The following is a 201-nucleotide window of genomic DNA, read 5'->3' on the forward strand; positions in this document are numbered from 1 at the left end:
GATCTTTAGCCGAATTTCCGCCGAGCAGGCTGGTTAACCCGCCTAATAGGGATTTACCCATGGTAGCACCTTTCATGGCGGTATTTAACACCTTAAGGGGGGAATTTTTATCCAGACCGGGGGGAAGAATTTTTCCGGGGTTAAGGATGCCCTGGGGATCGGTTTCTTGCTTGAACTTCACTAGCTGTTTTAACAGGTTAC

At 48.3% G+C, this 201-nt stretch carries 1 protein-coding gene; it reads right to left on the minus strand.

What is annotated here, in order from left to right; translation table 11 throughout:
• On the minus strand, positions 1-201 hold a 201-nt coding region (locus JDF658_RS14730; RefSeq protein ID WP_207651251.1), incomplete at both ends, for an FAD-binding oxidoreductase.

It is taken from the genome of Carboxydocella sp. JDF658, from assembly GCF_002049395.1.
In the GTDB taxonomy this organism is placed as follows: Bacteria; Bacillota.